Here is an 18,331-nt window from a genome sequence, read left to right as displayed (position 1 = left end):
TGCTACCTCCGGCAAGCGACCATCAACGGAGATGGATAAAGGGCATGAAACGTGAAATCGTCAAGTATGGCGCCAAGGTGCTGACGGAAAAGGCCTCACCCGTGACCGAATTCGATGCGGCGTTGGAACAGCTCGTCGCCGATATGTTTGAGACGATGTACGACGCGCCAGGAGTCGGACTGGCCGCGCCCCAGGTGGGCGTCTCCAGGCGCCTGTTCGTCATGGACTGTAGCAAGGAAAAAAACCGGCAGTTTGTCTTCATCAACCCGGAAATTCTCCAGACCGAAGGCACACAGGTTGGAGATGAAGGTTGTCTCAGCTTTCCGGGGATTTACTTTGAAGTAGAGCGTCCGGCGCGGGTTATCGTACGGGCCCAGAACGTCAAGGGCGAATGGTTCGAGGGGGACTTTCTCGACCTCGAAGCCCGCTGTGTGCTCCACGAGTATGACCATCTTCAGGGTGAACTCTTCATCGAGAAGGCCGGGTTGCTGCGCCGTGAACTCATCCGGCGCAAGATTCAGAAGCTGAAGCGCGAAGGGAAGTGGTGAACCGCCGTGGTTGTGGAGCTGCCGACCATTGCGGCGTCGGATTACCTCAACTCAGCAGTGCTCATGGAGGATTTTCTGACCGGTGAGCAGCGCCAGCGATGCCGTCTGATCACCGATGCCGCGCCGGCGCGTTGTGCGGAACTGCTGCGGCAGGGTGATGTCGCCGCCGCCCTGATACCGGCCATTGAATATCAGCGCATTCCGGGTCTGCTGGCTGTGCCGGGGGTAGCCATCGGCTCAAAACACACGGTGCGCAGTGTCGTCATGGCGGCCAAAAAGCCACTCCCGGAAATCAGAACCGTGGCGCTCGATACCTCGTCACGCACGTCGGTTTCGCTCATCAGGATTCTGTTTGCCGAGTTTTATCGCCGCGAAGTTGCTTTCCATCCCGCACCGCCGGACGTGCCGCACATGCTGTCGGAGGCGGATGCCGCCGTCATCATCGGCGACCCGGCCCTGACGTTTGACCGAACCGGTCTGCACATTTTCGATCTGGCGGGTGAATGGCGACGCCTGACGGGACTCCCTTTCGTGTTTGCCATCTGGGCGGTACGGGAAAGCGCCCGGGAAGCCGTGACCGGGCTGGATTTCGTCGCGGCACGGGATGCCGGTCTGTGCGCCCGACCGGCGCTGGCGGCGCGTTATGCCCCCCGGCTGGGACTGCCGGTTGAAACCCTGGTGACGTATCTTGAAGAAAACATCCACTACGGGTTGGAAGCCGACGATCTGGCGGGACTGACGCACTACTGGACGCTGGCCGCCAAACACCGGCTGATTGATCAGGTGCGTCCGCTGCGGTGGCTGCCGGCGACGCCGGGCTGTGGGTAACTCATACGTGCGCCGCCGGGCGTGAAGCCGGATTGCGTTCCAGCCGTGCCACATCGAACAGCGCCGGTGGCTTGCCGGTGATGACGAGTTCAGCCGCCAGCTGACCAACTTCCAGACTGAAGCCCATGCCGTGGCCGTGGCAGGCAATGGAGAAGGCAATCTCCGGTTGACCGGGCAGCGTCCCCAACAGGGGAAGTCCATCCGGCGTGAAGCCCATTGTCCCTGCCCAGCGGTGCGTGATGGGCAGGTCAATCAGTTCGGGAAAGTGACGGTCCCTGAAGCGTTCCAGAAAGTTCTGGACATCTGCCGTCGGCGTTTCATCCGTCCCTGTTTCGGTGGCGGCAAAGGCGCGCCGACCGCCGCCGAACAGAAAACGTCCGTCAGGCAGTTGCCGAAAGTATTCGTAGCCGTCGTTGGCATAGACGACTTCGGAGAGCAGCCGGCTGGGATAGGGGGCGGTGACGAAAATCTGTCCGCGTTTGGGAAACACCTTGTCAGCAAAGTAGGCGTGGAGGTTGGCCGCTTCACCATTTGGCGTCAGAAGGACCCGCCTGGCGCGCAGTTGTCCGCGTTCACCCTGCACGACGACACCTGCCGGAGTGCTCTCCAACGTGGCTACGGGCCAGTTTTCAACAATGGCTGCGCCAGAGGCAGCGAGCAGGGCGTGGACGAGTTTGACCGGATGGACACCGGCATCGTGCCGGTTGCGGATGGCGGCGCAGAAGCCGCGCCGGAGCGGGTCATGGGGAACAAAGTCCACATCGAAGCCATCTTCGCGCAGCAGCTCGGCCGAGTGCGCCAGAACTTCGGCTTCTTCCTGCGTTCCGGCAAGCGTCAGGCTGCCGCAGGGGATGTAGTCACACTCCACGTCAGGACGGTGAGCCAGAAACGTCCGAATGTGGTGATGGCTGGCCACCGTCGTGGCAAAGACCGCGCGTGCCGTTTCGCGGCCGTATCTGGCGACGGCGACAGCGTAGTGGTCGGCCGTTCCGGCAAGCAGAAAACCGGCATTGCGGCCGGTTGCGCCGCCAGCGATTTGGCGTCGGTCAACGACCGCCAGTTTCCAGTCCGGTCTGGCCTGCGCCAGGGCATAGGCCGCCGAAGCGCCGGCAATTCCGCCGCCGACAATGAGACAGTCAACGTCGTTGACCCTTGGGGCCGGAGCTGAAGGGCATCCGGCCGTGGCCTGCCAGAAGGAAGTCGAGGTCATCGGTAGAGGCGTTGGCTGCCCGGTTCCTCGTGGGGGTTGGCGGCATCGGTTTCCGCGACCGCATCGGTTTTCAGGGAGACGCTGTCGAGGGCGAAAGCGCGCCGGAGGTCAACGAGTTCGGAACCCTGCCGGGCGGCTTCCCGCAATCCCAGGATGAGCGGATGGAGCGTCTTGTTGACGATGCCTTCCAGCAAAAACTGACGCATGGCAGCTTCCTGTTCCGGGGTCAGCGGGCCAAGGCGTTTCCGGTGCCGTTCAAACTCGGCAGCACAGATGTCGGTCAGGCGTTCCCTGAGCGCAGCCACGGTGGGGCCGATGTCGAGCCGGTCGGCTTCGGTCATGAAGGCAACGGTTTCGGCTTCGACAATGGCTTCGGCGCGTTCGGCTTCCCGGCGGCGTTCCCGTTGGTTGGCGGCAATGACGCGCTGGAGGTCGTCGAGGTCAAAGACAAAGGCGTTGTCAAGGACAGCCACATCGGGGGCGATGGTCCGTGGTACAGAAAGGTCGAAAAGCAGCAGCGGCCGGTAGCGCCGGCGGTCCAGCGCCGCGCGAACCATGGCCGGAGTGATGTGATAGGTGGTGGCCCCGGTGGACGCCACAACGATGTCGGCCTCGTGAAGCCGCGCTGGCAGTTCATCCAGTCCAAGGGCGCGGCCGCCGCCGTTGAAACAATCGGCAAGGTGTTGTGCGTGGGCCAGCGTGCGGTTGGCAACGAAAAGCGAGTTCACGCCAGCCTCGAAGAAACACTTGGCAGCCAGTTCGGCCATTTCTCCGGCGCCGATGAGCAGCAGCACCTTGTCGGTCAGGTGGTCAAAAACCTTGTGGGCCAACTCCACTGAGACTGAGCCAAGTGAAACGGCATGGGCACCGATACCGGTTTCCGTCCGAACACGCTTGGCGACCGCAAAAGCCCGCTCAAACAGACGGTGCAGGTGGCGTCCCACGGTGTTGGCAGCCGCTGCCAAGGCGTAAGCCCGTTTGATCTGTCCCAGAATCTGGCTTTCGCCGACAATCATGGAGTCGAGGCTGGCGGCCACGCGCAGGACGTGCCGCACTGCTGCGCTGGATTGGTGAACGTACAGATAGGGGCGGATTTGTCCTGCCGGGACATCGTGATAGTCACAGAGGAAGGTCGTGACCGCCTCGACGGCTTCGGCCGTCGGCAGACTGGGAACAACGATGACTTCGACCCGGTTGCAGGTTGAGACAATGACGGCTTCACTGACACTGCCGCCAGCCAACAGCCGTTGGAGCGCGACTGGCAGCCCGGTTTCAGAAAAAGCCAGACGCTCGCGCACGCCGACCGGAGCTGTGGTGTGGTTGATGCCGACGAGAAGCACGTTCATGAGCTGAACACCTGTCTGGAAAACCGGGGGCAGGGGCGACGTAAAACTTGCCAAGCCGCATCAAGGAAAACCAGTCCGGTTGGCAAAAAGTCGGCAGAGGGGGCTAACCGATGCTGTGAAAACCGTTGAACCAGCCGATGCCGACCAGACTCACGATGACCATGGCGAAGCCGACGATGCCCAACCAGGCCGCCCGCCGGCCGCGCCAGCCAGCCGTCAGACGGTAATGAACCACACAAAAGTAGATTAGCCAAGTGGCCAGAGACAGAAACTCCAGCGGATCGCCATGCCAGTACACGCCGTTGAGCCGGCGTGAGCCGACAATCCCTGTCAGGATGCCCAGTGTGAGCAGCACAAAACCGATCATGAGCGCCTTGCCGCTCACATCATCGCAGGTGTCCAGCGAAGGCAGCCGGGACCAGAGCGGGCCGAACTGTTTTTGCTTGAGCTGCCGTTCCTGCACGATGTACAGGATGGCAGCAACGAACAGAATGGCAAAGGCGGCGTAGGCAAAGACAAACAGCACGGCATGGAGGGTCAGAAGGGAAGCTGTCTGCCCATAAAATTTCAGAACAGCGGCGGTGTCACTTGGCGCTGGCAGAAGCCAGGCCGCCAGGGCGAAGAGAAAGACCATCGGCATGGCGAAGGCCGCAAACGATTTCGAGCGATACCACAGATAGGCGCCCAGAAAGTATGCGGCAATGGACCATCCCAGAAAGGAACAGACTTCCTGATAACTCAGCAGGGGACACCGGGCGACCTCCCAGCCGCGAACGACGATGGACGAGGTGTGCGCCGCAAAACCCGCCGCCATCAGCCACAGTGCAATCCAGAACCAGCGTGGATTGGGTGTCCGCCACACCGTGAAGATGGCATGACCGGCGCCAAACGCATAACATGCAACGGCGATAAGCAGCAGTGTGGACATGATTGGAAGTTGCCGGTAGGGCCAGGCGGAGGTGCCAGCGAAGTTCAACCCAATGCCATGTTACGTGTCGGCCCGGCGGCGCTCAATTCGTCCGGCTTTGGTGCCGCCGACAAAACTGCCTGAATTTGAAGACCGCGTGAATCCGTTATGAAGGAAAACTTTCAGGGCTGCCTGCTGGGGGCCGCGATTGGGGATGCGCTGGGCTTTCCCTTCAAAGGTCTCAGTGCCAACGACATTGGCGAGTATGGCCGTTTTGAGTCGCTCCGTGAATTCCAACCCGTGCCATCTGTCCGGTCAGCGCCCGGCGAACTGGCGGATGAAGGGCAGCTTCTGCTGCTGACGCTGGAAAGTATCTGTACGCAGCGGGCGCTGGACGAGACTGATCTTGTCCGGCGGTTGAAAGGTTGGTTTCGGAGCCATCCGAAGGACATGACGCCGCTGGTACGCCATGTTCTGGGCCGTTTTCAGGCCGGGGAAAGCCCGGCTGAAGCCTCTGAAGGGGCGTTCTTTGATCCTGAGTTCAGTCCGCCGGATGGCGGGCATCTGACGCGCTGCCTTCCGGTGGCTTTGTACCGGGTGATGGATGCTGCCCGCCGCCAGGCGGATATGGTTGCTGTGGCGCGTCTGACCCATTGGGACCCGGTTGCTGTACAGGCCGCACTCGTACTGGGGGAGGTTGTGGTGCAGCTTGTCCAGGGTAAACCCTTCACACCTGAAGCCTGTTTGCCAGGTGACGTGCTGCCGGAGGTGCGGCAGGCTGTGGTGTCGTCTCCTGACCCGGCACAACTGGATGTTTCCGGCAGCGCTCTGGGGGCGCTGGGGGTTGGCTTGTGGGCGTTGAAGACCGCCACAGGTGTTGAAGATGGTCTGGTAAACGTCGTTTCGCTGGGCGGCGCGACGGATACCAACGCGGCGGTGGCAGGGGCTTTGCTGGGAGCCAAACTGACCCGTCTGGCGTTGCCGCAGCGGTGGGTGTACCGCCTGGAAGGGCATGCCCGCCTTGAAGTGCTTGGGGCGCGGTTGTTCGAGCTGGCCACGCAGGCAGTTCACGTGTGATGTACCGGCACAATGGGGAACTACACCGGGGATTCGTCGTCGGCTGCAGCATCCGGTTTGACGACGACGGCCTGGGACGGGTGCCATCTGATGTGAACCTGTGAGCCGACCTCCCAGGTTTGGAGTGTTTCCGGGCGAAGGGCGGCAACGAGGGCTTGTCCGTCTGGAAGGCAGACCGTCCAGTGGGTTTCGGCCCCGACGTACAGGCGTTCGGTCACAACTCCGGTGAGCTGACCCGGCGGAAGGGGTTGGTCTGCACTGGCCCGTTCAAGCCGGAGTGACTGCGGGCGTACAGCCAGGGTGATGGGCTGTCCGGGCTTTACGTCCCTGTGGCGGCACCGGGCGGTGACGATGGCACCGCCAATGATGACGCCAGCTTCTGGAGGCTGGAGGCTGTGCAAGCGTCCGTGGAGCAGGTTGCAGTTGCCGATAAACGAAGCAACGAAGGCCGTTTCGGGTTCGTCGTGGAGCGTCTGGGGTGTTCCGGTTTGAAGGATTCGTCCGCGACGCAGGACGGCAATCCGGTCCGAGAGCATCAGGGCTTCCGTCTGGTCGTGAGTGACCAGGACGAAGGTGGTGCCAAGCTGGTGCTGGAGGGCTTTCAGCTCGCGCTGCATGTGGCGGCGCAGGTGTGGATCAAGGGCTGCCAGGGGTTCATCGAGCAGGAGCACCGGCGGTTCACAGGCCAGTGCCCGCGCCAGAGCGACGCGCTGTTGCTGACCGCCGGAAAGTTCATGGGGGTAGCGATAGGCAATGCCTTCCAATCCGACAAGTGCCAGCAAGGCTTCGACGCGCTGCCGGATGGCTGGCGGCGCATGACCTTTGCGGGCAAGCCCGAACGCGATGTTGTCGTACGCATTCAGGTGTGGGAACAGAGCGTAGCTCTGAAACACCGTGTGGACGGGACGGCGGTATGCCGGCAGGTGGGTGACTTCCTGTCCAGCCAGATAAATCTGCCCGGCGTCAGGTGCCGTCAGTCCGGCAATCAGCCGCAGCAGGGTCGTCTTGCCACATCCCGAAGGACCGAGAAGGGTCAGAAATTCACCGGCTTCGACCCGCAGCGAAACCTCCGCGAGCGCCAGGTGTGCGCCATAACGCTTGGTAAGCGCAAAAGCCTCGACGGCAGGTAACATCGCAGGACACAAAAGCAGCGTAAGTGGCTTACTGTGGCCGTTACACTGAAGAACCGGCGACCAATCGTAGGCAGAAACGAGCAGCAGGTAAAGGTCGTTACGTTGAAACAGAAGCAGAACGCACCGTTCCAAAAACTTTGCACGAAGCCGCTTGACCACGTTCGTGCAAAGGTTCAGCCGTCACGCCACTTGACTCAGTGCGCTCTGCTTCTATTGAAACTGCATCATACGCCGTTTTGTTGTCTCACTGTTGCGAAGCGCTTTTTTGTGTCCGGGAATGTCTGTCTGGGAATGCCTGCGAGCGAGGGTGACATTGGTCTGCCTGGTTCCTGTCGGGCGCGAAGGGCGGGAAGTGCTGGCCAGGCGGCGGGCCCGACAGGCTCGGAAGCCAAAGTTCCGGCGTCACGAAACACTCAACCAGATTGGGGCTTGACAGTTCTTTGGGGAAACGCTTAGTATAGGCGTTTCGTCACTCGGAAAACCGTTGGGTCACTCGCAAGGTGACGGCCAGCCGTTTGGGAGTGGCAAGTCACTGCGAAATGACGGTTCTTGTTTAGCGTCGGCTTTTTCGGAGGTTGGTGTGCCAACGATCAATCAGCTCGTTCGGAAAGGACGGGAGAAAGTCAAATACAAGACGAGCAGTCCTGCCCTACAGGGATGTCCGCAGAAGCGGGGCGTCTGCACCCGGGTGTACACGCAGACACCCAAGAAGCCCAACTCGGCGCTGCGCAAGGTGGCGCGTGTGCGGTTGGTCAATGGTATTGAGGTGACGACGTACATCCCTGGCATTGGCCACAACCTCCAGGAACACTCGATTGTGTTGATCCGGGGCGGAAGGGTTAAGGACCTGCCCGGTGTCCGTTACCACGTCGTGCGTGGGACACTGGATTCTGTGGGTGTTGCCAATCGCCGCCAGGGGCGCTCCAAGTATGGCGCGAAGCGTCCCAAAGAGGCTGGCAAGGGTGCGCCAGCAAAAGGTGCTGCCGTCAAGAAGAAATAGCCGAAGAAGCAGTCCCCGAAGAGATGGGAAGGTTTTTCTCAGGCTGAGGTGGAGTGGGTAAGCTATGCCACGGAGACGAGTTGCTGAAAGAAGAGAAGTCCTGCCTGACCCGATCTACAACAGTGAGATTGTGACGAAGTTCATCAACTGCATGATGTGGGACGGGAAGCGTTCCGTGGCCGAGAAGATATTCTACCGCGCCATGGAAACCATCCGGGCCAAGACGGATGATGACCCGCTCAAGGTCTTCAAAAAGGCGCTGGACAACGTGCGGCCTCGGGTCGAAGTCCGTTCGCGGCGCGTGGGCGGGGCGACGTATCAAGTGCCTATTGAAGTGGATCACCGGAGACGTGGCAACGCCCTGGCCATACGCTGGCTGATTACTTATGCGCGTCAACGGGGCGAGAAAGCCATGGTTGACCGGCTGGCCAATGAGCTGCTCGATGCGTCCAACTTGCGCGGGGCAGCCGTCAAGAAACGTGATGAGGTCCACCGCATGGCGGACGCAAACCGTGCCTTTGCGCACTATCGTTGGTAGTTTTTTGGGGTGGTGAGGACGTTATGGCACGGAAGGCGCCGCTGAACAAGTTTCGCAACATCGGCATCATGGCACACATTGATGCCGGTAAAACAACCACGACCGAGCGGATTCTGTACTACACGGGCCGTAACCACAAACTGGGGGAGGTCCATGAAGGCTCGGCGACGATGGACTACATGGTTCAGGAGCAGGAGCGTGGGATCACAATTACATCTGCAGCGACAACCTGCTTCTGGCGGCTTGGTGGTGCTGTCGAAGGCGACCAGTACCGGATAAACATCATTGATACGCCCGGACACGTGGACTTTACCATTGAGGTTGAACGGTCGCTGCGCGTTTTGGACGGCGCGGTGGCAGTGTTTGATGCAGTAGCTGGCGTTCAGCCACAGTCTGAAACCGTCTGGCGGCAGGCGAACAAGTACGGCGTTCCTCGGATTGCCTTCATCAACAAGATGGACCGGGCAGGTGCTGACTTCTACAAAAGCGTGGATTCCATTCGCAACCGCCTCAATGCCCGCCCAATTCCTGTCTTTCATCCTATTGGTGCTGAAGATGCTTTTGAGGGCGTGGTTGACCTTATCACCATGCAGGCTGTGCGGTGGGATGAGGAAAGCAACGGGCAGAAAATGCTTTTCTCGCAGCCAACCGGGTCACTTCTGGATGAGGCAAAAGCTGCTCGTGACAAAATGATCGAGCTGATTGCGGACGTTGACGACCAGATTGCCGAAAAGTACTTGGAGGGGGCGGATATATCAGAAGCTGAGCTGCGTGCCGTTTTGCGGCGTGAAACAATAGCAATGAATATCGTTCCTGTTCTTTGCGGTTCAGCTTTCAAGAATAAAGGTGTTCAACAGCTACTGGACGCTGTTGTGTACTATCTACCTTCACCAGTTGATATTCCACCTGTAAAAGGTGTGCTTCCGCGTACAGGTGAAGAGGCTATTCGCCGCGCTGCAGATGATGAGCCTTTTTCAGGTTTGATCTTCAAAATTCTCTCCGACAAGCATATTGGCCAACTGGCTTTTTGTCGCATTTACTCTGGTGTTCTGACCTCTGGCTCCTACGTTCTCAACTCAACAAAAGAAGTCAAGGAGCGGGTAGGCCGGGTCATGCAGATGCACGCCAACAAGCGTGAAGACTTGGAGGAAGCCTATGCTGGTGAAATCGTGGCTGTTGCCGGGCTGAAAAATGTGATTACTGGTGACACCATCTGTGATGAAAAGGCTCCCATTATTCTGGAGTCAATGGAATTCCCTACACCGGTCATTGAGGTGGCCATTGAGCCGAAGACGCGGCAGGATCAGGACAAGTTGAGTGTGGCGCTTGGTCGTCTGGCGCAGGAAGACCCATCCTTCCGGGTCAAAACTGACCCGGAAACGAACCAGACGCTTATCGCCGGGATGGGAGAGTTGCACCTTGAGATTATTGTGGATCGCCTGAAGCGGGAGTTCAACGTTGACGCCAATGTAGGACGGCCCCAAGTTGCCTATCGTGAGACGATTCGTGTGCCATCTGAAGGAGTTGGAAAATATGTCCGGCAAACCGGCGGTCGTGGGATGTATGGACATGCTGAAATCAAACTATATCCACTTGATCCGGGCTCAGGCTTTGTTTTTGAGAACAAAATTGTAGGTGGCGTGATACCACGTGAATATATTCCGGCTGTCGAGGCTGGTATCAAGGAAGCCATGGAGCGTGGAATCCTTGCGGGCTATGAAGTTGTTGATGTCAAGGTGGAGTTGGTGTTTGGCAGCTACCATGAGGTTGACTCAAACGAAATGGCCTTCAAAATTGCAGGCTCGATGGCTTTCCAGGATGCTGCAAAGAAAGCCAAGCCCGTTTTGTTGGAGCCGGTAATGGCTGTGGAAGTTGAATCGCCAGAAGAATACTTTGGAGCGATTACTGGTGACCTGAGTTCACGCCGTGGGCGAATTGAAGGTTTTTCGGAGCGGGCTGGCTCGCGGATTATTTCTGCAGCAGTGCCGCTTTCTGAAATGTTTGGTTATTCGACGGTGTTGCGCTCGATGTCGCAAGGGCGCGCTATTTACACCATGCATTTCAAATCCTATGAGGAAGCGCCCAAGTCCGTGGCTGAAGAGATTATTGCCAAGGCAAAAGGGGCAGCCGCAAACTGAGTGCCAAGGTAAATCTGGTTTTTGAGGAGTAGCCATGTCAAAGGAGAAGTTTGACCGGAGTAAGACGCACGTCAACATTGGGACGATTGGGCATGTGGATCACGGGAAGACGACGTTGACGGCGGCGATTACGTCGGTGTTGGCGAAGAAGAATCCGAAGGTACAGAAGAAGACCTACGATCAGATTGATGCGGCGCCGGAGGAGAAGGCGCGTGGGATTACGATCAACACGGCGCACGTGGAGTACGAGACGGCGACGCGGCACTATGCGCACGTGGATTGTCCTGGGCACGCGGACTACATCAAGAACATGATTACGGGTGCGGCGCAGATGGACGGGGCGATATTGGTGGTGGCGGCGACGGACGGGCCGATGCCACAGACGCGGGAGCACATCTTGCTGGCGCGGCAGGTTGGGGTGCCGGCGATGGTGGTGTTTATGAACAAGTGCGACATGGTGGACGATGCGGAGTTGCTGGATTTGGTGGAGTTGGAGGTGCGGGAGTTGCTGTCGAAGTACGACTTTCCCGGGGACGAGATTCCGGTCATTCGGGGGAGCGCGCTTGGTGCGTTGAACGGGGAGCCGCAGTGGGAGGCGAAGATAGAGGAGTTGATGGCGGCGGTGGACAACTACATACCGACGCCGGTGCGGGACATTGACAAGCCGTTTTTGATGCCCGTGGAGGATGTGTTTTCGATATCGGGGCGCGGGACGGTGGCGACGGGGCGTGTGGAGCGTGGTGTGGTGAAGGTGTCGGACGAGGTGGAAGTGGTTGGGATACGGCCGACGCGGAAGACGGTGGTGACTGGGGTGGAGATGTTTCGGAAGCTGCTGGATCAGGGGCAGGCTGGGGACAATGTGGGGTTGCTGCTGCGGGGTGTGGAGCGGCGGGAGATAGAGCGGGGGCAGGTGATCGCGAAGCCTGGGACGATTACGCCGCACACGAAGTTTCGGGCGGAGGTGTACGTGTTGACGAAGGAGGAGGGTGGGCGGCACACGCCGTTTTTCAAGGGGTATCGGCCGCAGTTTTACTTTCGGACGACGGACGTGACGGGGGTGACGGAGTTGCCGGAGGGGGTGGAGATGGTGATGCCTGGGGACAATGTGGCGTTGACGGTGGAGTTGATTACACCGATAGCGATGGAGAAGGGGCTGCGGTTTGCGATTCGGGAGGGGGGACGGACGGTCGGCGCAGGTACGATTTCGGAAATCCTCGAATGAGTTGGGTTTTTCTCGCCGCCTAGGGAGAACTGAGATGAACGATAAAATACGTATCAGGTTGGAAGCTTACGACCATCGGATACTCGATCAGTCTGCAATGGAAATTGTCGAGACGGCCCGCCGGACGGGTTCGCGTGTAGCTGGACCGATCCCGCTGCCTACGTCGAAGAGTCGCTTTACAGTTCTCCGCTCGCCACACGTAGATAAAAAATCACGGGAACAGTTTGAAATTCGCACTCATAAACGGTTGGTTGATATTTTGATGTCTACACCTCAGACAGTAGATGCTCTTATGAAGCTAGATTTACCGGCCGGAGTTGACGTCCAGATAAAGACCTTCTTCAAAGAAAAAAAGTAGTTTGTATAGTTAGGGCTATATTGATATGGCAACTGGTATCTTGGGTATAAAAATTGGCATGACACAGATTTTCCAAGAGAATGGTGTCTTGGTTCCAGTGACAGTCATAAAAGCTGGTCCTTGTGTTGTAACTCAGCATAAAACTCAAGCTAAAGATGGCTATGATGCTATCCAAGTTGGATTGGTTGAAGCCAAGGCACCCAGGAAGGTAACAAAGCCACTTCGTGGTCACTTTGAAAAAACAGCAAAAGGAACTCCACCAACACGGCTTCTTAGAGAATTTCGAGTGAAGAATGTTAATGATTTTCCAATAGGGTCACTAATTCTAGCTAACATATTCAAGTCAGATGAACTTGTCACTATTACCGGGAAGTCAAAGGGGCGTGGTTTTGCTGGTTTTGTTAAACGCCATGGCTTTGGAGGTGGGCGCGCGACACATGGTTCAATGTTTCACCGTGCACCCGGCTCAATTGGAGCCTCGGCTTTTCCTTCGCGGGTTTTCAAGGGAAGCCGGATGGCTGGGCACATGGGAAATAGAAACTGCACAGTAAAAAACCTAAAAATTGTAAAGGTTGATGAAAGTGCAGGGGTTATCCTTGTCCGAGGTGCTGTTCCTGGTGCTAATGGGAGCTATCTTGTTATCAAGAAAACTTCGGTTTCATAGGTCAGCTTCAGCTCCGTGACAGAGGTCCTAAAGATGTTAACGGTGAAAATGTATAACTTAGACAGCGAGCCGCTCATTGATTTAGAGATAAATAGTATTTTATCTGAGCAGAAGCTGAACAACACACTAATATGGGAAGCTGTTCACGAGTATCGTGCTAGGGGACGTAAAGGAACGGTTGCTACTAAGACAAGGGGAGATGTCTCTGGCTCAGGTAGGAAGTTGTGGAAGCAGAAGGGGACGGGAAGGGCACGTGTTTCAAGTCTTCGCTCACCTTTGTGGAAGGGTGGTGGAAACGTTCACGGACCTCAACCGCGAGATTGGTCATACACTCTTCCAAGGAAGAAGCGTTGGAAGGCGATTGCAACTGCTTTTGCTGAACGAATTCGCGAGGGGGCAGTCGTTGTTGTTGATGACCTTAATCTGCCAAGCCACAAAACAAAACTTTTCAGGTCTAAGTTATGTGCACTTGGACTGTTGGACCGTCATAAGGTATTAATCTTGGACTCAACGGAAAACAGAAACTTACTGCTTGCTTCAAGAAATCTTGAGGGCGTGAAGCTCATAAACTCACTGGGTCTCAATATCTACGATCTCCTTCTGCATGAGAAAATACTGATTAGCCAAAGAGCACTTACCGCCCTAACTGAATGTTTGACCCGGATACTACAGGGACAGTGATGGTGGGGAAAATGAAAATCTATGAAGTTATAAAATCGCCACTGGTAAGTGAGAAAGCCCTCAACTTGAGAGATCAAGCTCTCAATGTAGGTCAGTTGATTGTTTTGCGAGTCAATAAGAAGTCAAAAAAGATAGACATTAAGAATGCAGTAGAAAAGCTCTTCAATGTGAAGGTTAGATCCGTAAATACAGCAAGTTACAGAGGTAAGACGGTGCGCCGGGGACGCTATGTAGGCAAGAAGAGTGACTGGAAAAAAGCCTACGTTACCCTTGCCCCTGGATACAGCATAGAAGATTATGCAAATTCTTTGTAAAATACACTAGGGAATTGCTATGCCAATCAAGAGTGTAAAACCTACATCACCTGCGAGGCGCTTTCAGACGTTTATCGTTGATTCTGAACTATCACGTGAGCGTCCGCTCAAGTCCCTAACGGAGAAGAAGAGGAAGATTTCAGGTAGAAATAGCGATGGGAGAATTACAACCCGTCACCGAGGTGGGGGGCACAAGCGTCTATACAGAATCATAGACTTCAAACGCGATAAGCTTGGGATACCTGGTAAGGTAGCAAGAATTGAGTATGATCCAAATCGATCTTCAAGGATCGCACTTGTAAACTATATTGATGGCGAAAAGCGTTATATAATTGCACCGAACGGCCTCAAAGTAGGCCAGTTTGTGTTATCTGGTCCTGACGCAGACATTATCCCTGGTAATGCACTTCCGATATCTAAGATACCGCTTGGAACCGACTTGCACAACATTGAACTCAAGCCAGGGAGGGGAGGGCAGTTAGTTAGAGCAGCCGGAGCAAAAGCACAACTTATTGCTAAGGACGATGAAATGGCTCAGTTGCGCATGCCGTCTGGTGAAGTGAGAAAAATCCCTGTCAATTGCTATGCAACAATTGGGCAAGTAGGTAATTTGGATCATGAGAATGTATCTCTTGGAAAGGCAGGACGGGCACGGTGGCGGGGATTACGCCCAGAGGTTCGTGGGGTTGCCATGAATCCAGTAGATCACCCACATGGTGGCGGAGAGGGAAAAACCTCAGGTGGAAGACATCCTGTTACTCCTTGGGGAATGCCGACACGTGGTTACAAAACCCGGCGTAACAAGCAGACAGAGAAGTATATAGTTCGGCGTAGGAAGTAGTTTGATTCAAGGAGTTGTGTATGCCTCGATCAATAAGAAAGGGACCATTTGTAGATAATTCTATACGTGATATTCTCCAGCAGCTGAGAGAAACAAACGAAAGACGTGTCATCAAAACCTGGTCGAGGAGGTCAACAATAATACCAGATATGGTTGGGCACACCTTTGCTGTACACAATGGAAAAAAATTCATCCCTGTATTTATATCTGAGAATATGGTAGGTCACAAACTAGGTGAATTTGCCCCAACACGTACGTTCAAAGGCCATGCAGGGGATAAAAACGAGAAATCGGCTAAGCGTAGGTAGTTATAGTGCTTAAGAAGAGGTCTAGGAAATGCATTTTATAGCAGTTCTTCGTTCTACAAAGGGATCGCCACAGAAAGCAAGACTGGTTATTGACCAAGTACGTGGCCGCAACGTGACTGAGGCCTTAGCATTACTTAACCTGAGTAGAAAGAGAGTAGCCTCGGTGCTAAAGAAAGTTTTGTGGTCAGCTATATCTAATGCTGAATATCTATCTGAGAAAAACAATCTAAAACTGAATATAGAGCAACTTTTTATCAAAGAGTGCCACGTAAACACCGGGCTGACAAAGCATCGACGTCGTATTCGGCCAGCTCCAATGGGAAGAGCTTATAGAGAGCAGCGTCGGCTCTTTACTGTAAAGTTTGTACTCTCTGATGGCAATGAAGAGTAGGTGAAGTGATGGGGCAAAAAGTTCATCCTTATGGCTTTCGGCTAGGAATTGTGAGACCTTGGCGCTCAACTTGGTACTCAGGAAAAGATACAGAGTTTGCAAGGCTTGTGGCAGAGGATTTCTTTTTGCGCAAGGAATTAAAGCAACGTTTTGCTGGTGCCGGAGTAGCTTCGATTGATATAGAGCGTGCTGTCAACAAGTTGAAAATTGTCGTCCATACTTCTCGTCCAGGTGTTATCATTGGCAGAAAGGGTGCTGAGATAGACAAATTGAAGCTTGAGATACAGCAGAAAACAGGTCGGGATGTGAGCATATACATACAAGAGATACAGAAGCCAGAGTTAAATGCCCAACTGCAAGCAGAGCAAATTGCTTTACAGATAGAAAAACGCATCGCTTTCAGGCGGGCAATGCGAAAAGTGACTGAGAGTTCACGTCGTTTTGGTGCACAAGGGGTTAGGGTAATAGTATCAGGACGGCTCAACGGTGCAGAAATTGCAAGAAGCGAACAGTATCTTGAAGGCAGAATGCCACTTCACACGTTGAGGGCTGATATTGACTATGGTTTTGCAGAAGCACACACAACGTATGGAGTTATCGGAATAAAGGTCTGGATATACAAAGGCGAAATATATTCTGTGAGACGCACGCTTGGTCAAAGTGACTCCCGCAGAGCAACCTCGGTAAAATGAGATAACAAAGACATGGCTGAATACAAATCTCCTAAAAAGACAAAGTACAGAAAACAGCAAAGAGGACGCCGTTCAGGTTTAGCAACATCAGGTGCTAGGATTAGTTTTGGACAGTTCGGCATAAAGGCTCTAGAACCTGCCTGGATAACCAGTCGTCAGATAGAAGCTGCTAGAATAGCTATATCGCGTTCTCTTAAAAGAGGTGGGAAAATATGGATTAGGATTTTCCCAGACAAGCCTGTTACCAAGAAGCCAGCAGAAACCCGAATGGGTAAAGGAAAGGGAGCTCCTGAGGGTTGGGTAGCAGTAGTCAAACCCGGGAGAATACTTTTCGAGGTCGAAGGAGTGAGTGAAGAGTTGGCCCGTGATGCTATGTACCTAGCTGCTCAAAAGCTGCCAATAAAAGTGAAGTTTGTTCAACGAGACTCAGAGAACGGAGCAATACTGTAATGACACTAAATGAGATTCGTTCAAAGTCTGTACATGAACTGATTACCCTTGAAAAAGAAATGAAGTTAGAATTGACAAGACTTTCTATAAAGAAAAACTTAGGTATTCGCGAAGCGGCTAACAAGCTTCCCATAGTTAGAAAAAACATAGCCAGGATCAAGACTGTAATAGGCGAGAAGAGGACAAGAGAGAAGTGATGAAAAGTAAAAAAGTTGAGAAAGTGGGCTTTGTTGTCAGTGCAAAAAACAAAAAAACAGTCACGGTAAAAGTAGAGCGCTTAGTCATGCATCCAATATACAAGAAGTATGTTCGACGTAGCTCAAAATTTCTAGCTCATGATGAACTTTCCTGTAAAGTTGGAGACAAGGTAAGAATAGTTGAATCTCGTCCCTTGTCTGCAAGGAAGCGATGGGTGGTCAAGGAGTTAATGAGTAAAGTCCACTAGATTTTCCTCTTTTTCAAGTGAGGAGGTATACTCCATGATACAGATGCGTACTATACTTGATGTTGCTGACAACTCAGGTGCAAGAAAAATATCTTGTATTTTACCACTCGGTGGCTCGGTTGGGAGAAGAGCCACTCTTGGGGACATTATTACTGCAAATGTCAAGGAGGTATCTTCTGATGGTACTATCAAGAAGGGGCAAGTTGTAAAGGCTGTTATTGTGAGGACTCGCAAGGAAGTACGCAGGAAAGACGGCAGCTATGTTCGTTTCGATCAGAACGCGGCTGTTTTAGTAAAGAAAGGTAGCGAGGGATGGGATCCTGTGGGGACTCGTGTTTCGGGGCCGATTGCTAGGGAGCTAAGGGACAAGAAGTTCATGAAGATAATTTCACTGGCACCTGAGGTAGTATGAAAAGTAATAAGCTATCAAAAAATTTGAGAGTTGGTGACAGTGTAATCTTGATTTCCGGTAAAGATAAGCGTAAGATAGGCTTGGTTAAGAAAATAGACCGCAGCAATCTGCGACTGCTTGTCGAAGGAATCTCAATGAGTAAAAAACACATCAAGAAAACTTCCCAAAACAATGGAGGTATTATAGAAGAAGAAACTTGGCTTTCTTTCTCGAAGGTCAAGAAGAAATAATCTTCTATAGAAATCGTTTGAGTAGTGGTATGTTGACGGCAAGAGAAAAAGCGATAAGTCAAATGTGTAAAACATTTGGATATAAGAATGTTATGTCGGTACCGAGACTAGAAAAAATAGTTATTAACATGGGTCTCGGTAAAGACTATGTACTCTCAAAAAACCTGAAGGTTCTTGAGACGGGTCTACAGGAGCTTGCGCTCATTACAGGTCAAAAGCCGGTGGTAACCCGTGCCAAGTCATCAATTGCCTCCTTCAAGCTACGTGAACAAGACCCAGTTGGAGTAATGGTCACTTTACGCGGTAAAAGGATGTATGAGTTCTTTGAACGCCTAGTTAAGATAGCACTACCACGTGTACGTGACTTCCGGGGAGTATCTACCAAGTCATTTGATGGTCGTGGAAACTATACTCTTGGTATAAAAGAACAGATTGTTTTTCCTGAGATAGACATCGCCAAGGTTGATAAGCTTAGAGGAATGAATATAACCTTTGTTACTTCAGCTCAAACTGACGCAGAAGCACAAGAGCTTTTATCTTGCCTTGGAATGCCATTTAGGAAATGACTTGCTAGTATAAAGATTTCTTGGAGAAGAGT

The 18,331-nt window shown here is 54.0% G+C and carries 25 protein-coding genes; 21 read left to right on the top strand and 4 right to left on the bottom strand.

Annotated elements, in window-relative coordinates; all coding sequences use genetic code 11:
• Positions 1-44: 44 nt before the first annotated feature.
• Together def and J8C01_RS07405 are read left to right on the top strand one after the other, a co-directional pair.
• Complete coding sequence (def, locus tag J8C01_RS07410) at positions 45-548, top strand: peptide deformylase (protein WP_014099989.1); 504 nt, start codon at positions 45-47, stop codon at positions 546-548.
• A 6-nt stretch (positions 549-554) separates the two neighbouring features.
• Entirely contained in the window at positions 555-1,376 is an 822-nt protein-coding gene (locus J8C01_RS07405; RefSeq protein WP_211431488.1) for a menaquinone biosynthetic enzyme MqnA/MqnD family protein, read from the top strand.
• Position 1,377: 1 nt separating this feature from the next.
• Here the strand turns inward: J8C01_RS07405 and J8C01_RS07400 are convergent, their stop codons facing one another.
• The 3 genes from J8C01_RS07400 to J8C01_RS07390 all read right to left on the bottom strand — a co-directional run bounded on the left by J8C01_RS07400 (position 1,378) and on the right by J8C01_RS07390 (position 4,860).
• Positions 1,378-2,586, bottom strand: a complete 1,209-nt coding sequence (locus J8C01_RS07400) for an NAD(P)/FAD-dependent oxidoreductase (protein WP_211431487.1) — start codon at positions 2,584-2,586, stop codon at positions 1,378-1,380.
• Complete coding sequence (hemA, locus tag J8C01_RS07395) at positions 2,583-3,932, bottom strand: glutamyl-tRNA reductase (protein ID WP_014099986.1); 1,350 nt, start codon at positions 3,930-3,932, stop codon at positions 2,583-2,585. The genes J8C01_RS07400 and hemA overlap by 4 nt, the downstream gene beginning before the upstream one ends.
• Before the next feature lie 103 nt (positions 3,933-4,035).
• Positions 4,036-4,860: a cytochrome C assembly family protein gene (locus J8C01_RS07390; RefSeq protein WP_014099985.1), complete on the bottom strand. Its 825-nt coding sequence runs from the start codon at positions 4,858-4,860 to the stop codon at positions 4,036-4,038.
• A 147-nt stretch (positions 4,861-5,007) separates the two neighbouring features.
• Between J8C01_RS07390 and J8C01_RS07385 the strand changes: the two genes are divergently transcribed.
• Positions 5,008-5,916 carry an ADP-ribosylglycohydrolase family protein gene (locus J8C01_RS07385; RefSeq protein ID WP_211431486.1) on the top strand — a complete coding sequence of 303 codons (909 nt, stop codon included), beginning with the start codon at positions 5,008-5,010 and terminating at the stop codon, positions 5,914-5,916.
• Positions 5,917-5,936: 20 nt separating this feature from the next.
• On the opposite strand, the gene J8C01_RS07380 is transcribed toward J8C01_RS07385, so the two are convergent.
• The gene (locus tag J8C01_RS07380; protein ID WP_041569700.1) at positions 5,937-7,049 is read right to left on the bottom strand and encodes an ABC transporter ATP-binding protein; all 1,113 of its coding nucleotides are present in this window, start codon (positions 7,047-7,049) and stop codon (positions 5,937-5,939) included.
• A 580-nt stretch (positions 7,050-7,629) separates the two neighbouring features.
• On the opposite strand from J8C01_RS07380, the gene rpsL reads away from it, so the two are divergent.
• The 18 genes from rpsL to rplE all read left to right on the top strand — a co-directional run bounded on the left by rpsL (position 7,630) and on the right by rplE (position 18,299).
• Positions 7,630-8,049 (top strand): 30S ribosomal protein S12, encoded by a 420-nt coding sequence (gene rpsL / locus J8C01_RS07375; RefSeq protein ID WP_041569145.1) that lies wholly within the window; start codon positions 7,630-7,632, stop codon positions 8,047-8,049.
• 64 nt (positions 8,050-8,113) lie between these two features.
• On the top strand, positions 8,114-8,587 hold the full coding sequence (gene rpsG, locus J8C01_RS07370; protein ID WP_041569144.1) for a 30S ribosomal protein S7: 474 nt from the start codon (positions 8,114-8,116) through the stop codon (positions 8,585-8,587).
• Between the two features lie 23 nt (positions 8,588-8,610).
• Entirely contained in the window at positions 8,611-10,725 is a 2,115-nt protein-coding gene (gene fusA, locus J8C01_RS07365; protein WP_014099980.1) for an elongation factor G, read from the top strand.
• Positions 10,726-10,759: 34 nt separating this feature from the next.
• Positions 10,760-11,947: an elongation factor Tu gene (gene tuf, locus J8C01_RS07360; protein WP_014099979.1), complete on the top strand. Its 1,188-nt coding sequence runs from the start codon at positions 10,760-10,762 to the stop codon at positions 11,945-11,947.
• A gap of 34 nt (positions 11,948-11,981) precedes the next feature.
• Positions 11,982-12,305, top strand: coding sequence for a 30S ribosomal protein S10 (gene rpsJ / locus J8C01_RS07355; RefSeq protein ID WP_014099978.1), 324 nt, complete (start codon positions 11,982-11,984; stop codon positions 12,303-12,305).
• Between the two features lie 25 nt (positions 12,306-12,330).
• Entirely contained in the window at positions 12,331-12,969 is a 639-nt protein-coding gene (gene rplC, locus J8C01_RS07350; protein WP_081464780.1) for a 50S ribosomal protein L3, read from the top strand.
• Positions 12,970-13,002: 33 nt separating this feature from the next.
• Positions 13,003-13,650 (top strand): 50S ribosomal protein L4, encoded by a 648-nt coding sequence (gene rplD / locus J8C01_RS07345; protein ID WP_081464779.1) that lies wholly within the window; start codon positions 13,003-13,005, stop codon positions 13,648-13,650.
• 11 nt (positions 13,651-13,661) lie between these two features.
• Complete coding sequence (gene rplW, locus J8C01_RS07340) at positions 13,662-13,964, top strand: 50S ribosomal protein L23 (RefSeq protein ID WP_041569699.1); 303 nt, start codon at positions 13,662-13,664, stop codon at positions 13,962-13,964.
• Between the two features lie 19 nt (positions 13,965-13,983).
• On the top strand, positions 13,984-14,805 hold the full coding sequence (rplB, locus tag J8C01_RS07335; RefSeq protein WP_081464778.1) for a 50S ribosomal protein L2: 822 nt from the start codon (positions 13,984-13,986) through the stop codon (positions 14,803-14,805).
• Between the two features lie 20 nt (positions 14,806-14,825).
• Positions 14,826-15,113, top strand: coding sequence for a 30S ribosomal protein S19 (gene rpsS / locus J8C01_RS07330; RefSeq protein ID WP_081464777.1), 288 nt, complete (start codon positions 14,826-14,828; stop codon positions 15,111-15,113).
• Between the two features lie 28 nt (positions 15,114-15,141).
• Positions 15,142-15,504: a 50S ribosomal protein L22 gene (gene rplV / locus J8C01_RS07325; protein WP_081464776.1), complete on the top strand. Its 363-nt coding sequence runs from the start codon at positions 15,142-15,144 to the stop codon at positions 15,502-15,504.
• A gap of 8 nt (positions 15,505-15,512) precedes the next feature.
• Entirely contained in the window at positions 15,513-16,196 is a 684-nt protein-coding gene (rpsC, locus tag J8C01_RS07320) for a 30S ribosomal protein S3 (protein ID WP_041569143.1), read from the top strand.
• A gap of 12 nt (positions 16,197-16,208) precedes the next feature.
• The gene (rplP, locus tag J8C01_RS07315) at positions 16,209-16,646 is read left to right on the top strand and encodes a 50S ribosomal protein L16 (protein WP_081464775.1); all 438 of its coding nucleotides are present in this window, start codon (positions 16,209-16,211) and stop codon (positions 16,644-16,646) included.
• The gene (gene rpmC, locus J8C01_RS07310) at positions 16,646-16,843 is read left to right on the top strand and encodes a 50S ribosomal protein L29 (RefSeq protein WP_211431485.1); all 198 of its coding nucleotides are present in this window, start codon (positions 16,646-16,648) and stop codon (positions 16,841-16,843) included. Before rplP ends, rpmC begins: the two co-directional genes overlap by 1 nt.
• A complete protein-coding gene (rpsQ, locus tag J8C01_RS07305) occupies positions 16,843-17,091 on the top strand; it encodes a 30S ribosomal protein S17 (RefSeq protein ID WP_081464773.1) in 249 nt (82 codons plus the stop codon). Before rpmC ends, rpsQ begins: the two co-directional genes overlap by 1 nt.
• A 34-nt stretch (positions 17,092-17,125) precedes the next feature.
• Positions 17,126-17,503, top strand: a complete 378-nt coding sequence (gene rplN, locus J8C01_RS07300) for a 50S ribosomal protein L14 (RefSeq protein WP_041569142.1) — start codon at positions 17,126-17,128, stop codon at positions 17,501-17,503.
• The gene (rplX, locus tag J8C01_RS07295; protein WP_211431484.1) at positions 17,500-17,733 is read left to right on the top strand and encodes a 50S ribosomal protein L24; all 234 of its coding nucleotides are present in this window, start codon (positions 17,500-17,502) and stop codon (positions 17,731-17,733) included. The genes rplN and rplX overlap by 4 nt, the downstream gene beginning before the upstream one ends.
• A gap of 29 nt (positions 17,734-17,762) precedes the next feature.
• A complete protein-coding gene (gene rplE, locus J8C01_RS07290; RefSeq protein ID WP_081464772.1) occupies positions 17,763-18,299 on the top strand; it encodes a 50S ribosomal protein L5 in 537 nt (178 codons plus the stop codon).
• Positions 18,300-18,331 lie beyond the last annotated feature (32 nt).

Source organism: Chloracidobacterium sp. D, from assembly GCF_018304685.1.
GTDB classification, from domain to species: domain Bacteria; phylum Acidobacteriota; class Blastocatellia; order Chloracidobacteriales; family Chloracidobacteriaceae; genus Chloracidobacterium; species Chloracidobacterium thermophilum.
This window is presented reverse-complemented; position numbering and strand designations above follow the sequence as displayed.